Origin of the sequence: uncultured Porphyromonas sp. (assembly GCF_934359325.1) — a bacterium.
Taxonomy (GTDB): Bacteria; Bacteroidota; Bacteroidia; order Bacteroidales; family Porphyromonadaceae; genus Porphyromonas_A.
Map to the genome: position 1 here is coordinate 1 of NZ_CAKRLH010000142.1, position 4277 is coordinate 4277.

General features: G+C 58.5%; 4 protein-coding genes. 3 read left to right on the forward strand and 1 reads right to left on the reverse strand.

The annotated features are described in order from the left end of the window. The 3 genes from Q0F21_RS05800 to Q0F21_RS05810 form a co-directional block, all read left to right on the forward strand. The coding region (locus Q0F21_RS05800) for a SufD family Fe-S cluster assembly protein (RefSeq protein WP_297238226.1) at positions 1–765 on the forward strand (765 nt) is incomplete at its 5' end. A 25-nt stretch (positions 766–790) separates the two neighbouring features. Next, positions 791–1546, forward strand: a complete 756-nt coding sequence (sufC, locus tag Q0F21_RS05805; protein ID WP_297238228.1) for a Fe-S cluster assembly ATPase SufC — start codon at positions 791–793, stop codon at positions 1544–1546. A 3-nt stretch (positions 1547–1549) separates the two neighbouring features. Beyond that, complete coding sequence (locus tag Q0F21_RS05810) at positions 1550–2797, forward strand: SufD family Fe-S cluster assembly protein (RefSeq protein WP_297238230.1); 1248 nt, start codon at positions 1550–1552, stop codon at positions 2795–2797. A gap of 310 nt (positions 2798–3107) precedes the next feature. On the opposite strand, the gene Q0F21_RS05815 is transcribed toward Q0F21_RS05810, so the two are convergent. Beyond that, on the reverse strand, positions 3108–4277 hold a 1170-nt coding region (locus Q0F21_RS05815), incomplete at its 5' end, for an RtcB family protein (RefSeq protein ID WP_363282674.1).

Below are 4277 nucleotides of genomic sequence, written 5' to 3' on the forward strand. Positions count from 1 at the left end.
GAGGACGACTCCTACGTCTCCTACCTCGAGGGCTGCACCGCCCCGCAGAGGGACGAGAACCAACTCCACGCTGCCATCGTCGAGATAGTGGCGGAGGAGAATGCGGAGGTCAAGTACTCCACGGTGCAGAACTGGTACCCTGGTGACAAGGAGGGCAAGGGAGGTGTCTTCAATCTCGTCACCAAGCGGGCCCTCTGCCGGGGCAATGGGTCAAAGGTCTCCTGGACTCAGGTGGAGACCGGATCGGCCATCACCTGGAAGTACCCCAGCTGCATCCTCAAGGGCGACAACTCCGTGGGCGAGTTTTACTCCGTTGCCGTCACCAATAATCACCAGATGGCAGACACCGGGACCAAGATGATCCACACGGGGAAAAACACCCGCAGCACCATCGTCTCCAAGGGTATCTCCGCCGGTCACTCTGAGAACTCCTACCGCGGACTGGTCTACCTGGGGAAGAATGCCGAGAATGCTCGCAACTACTCCCAGTGCGACTCCCTCCTCATAGGCGACAAGTGCGGCGCACACACCTTCCCCTACGCCGATATACTCAATGACACAGCCATCATCGAGCATGAGGCGATGACCTCCAAGATCAGCGAGGATCAGCTCTTCTACTGCCAGCAGAGGGGCATCCCCGAGGAGGAGGCGATCGGCCTCATCGTCGGTGGGTACGCTCAGGAGGTGATGGAGAAGCTCCCGATGGAGTTTGCCATCGAGGCGAAGGCTCTCCTCTCCATCTCCCTCGAGGGCTCCGTGGGATAATGACACTTACTACAGATACTACATCATGTTACATATAGAAAACCTACACGCCAAGATCGGCGATAAAGAGATACTACGCGGGATCAACCTCCACATACCCGACGGCGAAATACACGCCATCATGGGACCCAATGGCGGCGGGAAGAGCACTCTCGCCAACGTCCTCACGGGACGCCCCCCCTACGAGCCCACGCAGGGGCAGGTGACCTTCAATGGCGAGAACCTCCTCGAGATGAGTCCGTCACTCCGGGCACAGAAAGGACTGATGATGTCCTTCCAGTACCCCGTAGAGATCCCCGGCGTCAGCATGACCTCCTTCCTCCGCGCCTCCCTCAACGCCAAGCGCAAGCAGGAGGGCAAGGAGCCGATGAAGGCTGCCGACTTCCTCAAGCTCCTCAAGGAGAAGCAGAAGCAGGTGAAGCTCCCCTCCGACCTGATGAAGAGGTTTGTCAATCAGGGCTTCTCCGGTGGAGAGAAGAAGCGCAACGAGATCTTCCAGATGCTGGTCCTCGAGCCCTCTCTTGCGATCCTCGACGAGACCGACTCCGGTCTCGACATTGATGCCCTCAGGACGGTTGCCGAGGGGGTCAATAGTATGCGCTCGCCCCACTTCTCTGCAATTGTCATCACGCACTACCAGAGACTGCTTGACTATATTCGCCCCGATGTCATCCACGTGCTGATGAATGGAGAGATCATTAGGACAGGCGGTCCCGAGCTCGCACTGGAGCTGGAGGACAAGGGCTACGACTGGCTCAGAGAGGAGCAGAAGGAGGACTGAGCTATGATGTCTAAGCAACAACAACTCACCGAGCATTTCCTCACCCTCTCGGACAGCGTCACCTCAGACTCGCCTCTGATGGCACGTCGTCGCGAGGAGGCGAGGGAGCTCCTTCGCAAGAAGCCTCTTCCCAAGCACGGACCTGAGCACTATGCTCACTTCGACCTGGGAATGTTTGACGACACCGAGCTACGTCAGTCCCCTGTAGCGGAGAGCGACTTGTCTCCCTACCGACTCCTTGACGACAGCCGTCTCCTCTGCTCAGAGGGGGCAGAGATAGAGGGCTGCTTTGTCGGACCGCTGAGCCGCTTTGCCGAGCTGCATCCTGAGTCGGCTAAGCTCTTTGGGACACAGCGCGACCTGAGAGATCGGGCTGTCCCCTCCCTGACCGACCTGCTGGCTGAGGAGGCCATGGTACTCTACGTGGAGCCTCACTGCCGGGTGGAGGTACCGCTGGAGCTCATCTATCTCCTCGGTCGCGGGCTCTCCGCCCGACACCTGCTGATCATCTGCGATGCGGAGAGCCGGGTGACCATGATGCAGTCGCACCGCAACCTCCCCGAGGAGGGGGCCGCTGCTCTCATCACCACCGAGATCTACGTCCGCGACCGAGCTGACCTGCACCTCTACGACTACATCGAGCAGACTCACGGGACGCGCCTGCTCCACAACGTGCACGCCCGGATCGGTGAGGATGCCCGCATGACCCTGACTGAGATCGTCTCTCACCCCGAGCGGACGAGGATCAATCTCTTCATCGACCTGGCCGGCAAGCACGCCGACCTGCAGATGGACGGACTGGCGATCCTGCGCGACGACAACCTCTGCGACATCTGGTCCAATATCTTCCACAGCGAGACCGATGGGCACACGGACGAGCTCTTCAAGTACACTCTCTCGGATCACTCCGTAGGGAGCTTCTCCGGGATGATCTACGTGGAGCCGGGTGCGATCCGGACGGACGCCGACCAGCATAATCGAAACCTCCTGCTCTCCAAGGAGGCAAAGATGTACTCCAAGCCTCAGCTGGAGATCTATGCAGACGATGTCAAGTGCGCTCACGGACTGGCAACCGGTCTGCTGGATGAGGCAGCGCTCTTCTATATGGAGCAGAGGGGCATCCCCGAGGATGAGGCACACGATATGCTCACCTCAGCCTTTGTCCACGATGTACTTGTTCGTATCCCCGATGAGCAACTCCGCGAGGTGCTGACGGCAAAGGTGGACGCCCGCCTCCAGCGGCGCAAGTAACACACTCACATAGCAAGCAAGGGTCGATGCCTCTCATCCACGAGAGACATCGACCCTTTTTTTGTACCGTTGCAGAGAGATCCCCTCTGCTAATCGGATCCCAGAATACACGTGCACAATAGACTGGCAACAAGCAGACAGCAGACGTTCGTTTCTGACACCGATATTAGACTTCTCTATTACCGGGTTTAGTGTCGACTAATACCGGTAATAGAGATGACTAATACCGGGTTTAGTCTGAGGACACCAACTTACGTTTATCATACGATTGCTATGGCAGGGAGGTGACCCAACACGAAGTGCCCCGGGCTTAGCCCTTAATCACAGCGAGAGGCGCAAGGCGCACAAGCGGCCGCACCAGATCCTGCTGCTTAGCTATCACTTCCTCGATGTCCTTATACGCCCCGGGAGCCTCATCTAGCCCCTTCTCTGTGAGGTCGTAGAGTACGCCAAGCTCATCCATCTGGGCCTGCTGCTCCTCAAGCGAGAGCTGACGGAAGGCTGCCCTCCTGCTGAGCCTTCGCCCCGCCCCGTGGGAGCAGCTCATAAAGGAGTCGGGACAGCCAAGGCCCTGGACGATGTAAGAGTGTGCACCCATAGAGCCGGGGATGATCCCCACCTCGCCCTCGTAGGCTCGTGTAGCGCCCTTCCGGTGGACGATCACGTACTCACCGAAGTGCTTCTCCCAGGCAGCGTAGTTGTGTGGGACATTGATCAGAGGATCAAAGTCCACCCCGGGGCAGAGAGACCGAAGTGCCTCCTTCACCACCTCCATCATCTCCCGACGATTGGCAAAGGCGAAGTCCTTGCAGTACTCCATCTCTCGCATATAGTCCTTCCCCTCCTGAGTCTCTATGGGGAGGAAAGCGAGGTCCGGCTGACAGTCGGCATACCACCTGTCGCACCACTGCTCTGCCAGGTGATTATAGTACTCCGCCACCTTTAGCCCCACATTTCGGCTACCTGAGTGGATCATTACCCAGATCTCATCGGTCGCGGTGTCACGCTGAATCTCGATAAAGTGGTTGCCACCCCCGAGTGTGCCGATCTGCCGCAGCAGAGCTTGCTTCTTACTCCTCAGGCAGGGCAGATCATCAAGCTCTCTGTCGGGAAGCAGACTCTCATCCATCGGCTCCTCCCTACTGTCAAAGCCAAGAGGGATCCGCTCCCTCGCATAGGCCACCAAAGCGGAGAGTCGCTCTCGCGGCAGGTCCTCCGTCGTGAGGCTTGTCCGGAGGGCACACATACCACAGCCGATGTCGACTCCGACAGCATTGGGGATCACGACACCTCGCGTCGCAAGGACACCACCGATTGGCATGCCCTTACCGGTGTGAGCATCCGGCATCACCGCGATGTGCTTGTACGCATAGGGGAGCGATGCGAGCGTGATGATCTGCTCTAAGCAGGAGTCCTCCACCTCACTCAGCCACATCTTAGCAGGCACCTTAGTGCCCATCACAACTTTCTCTATCATAGC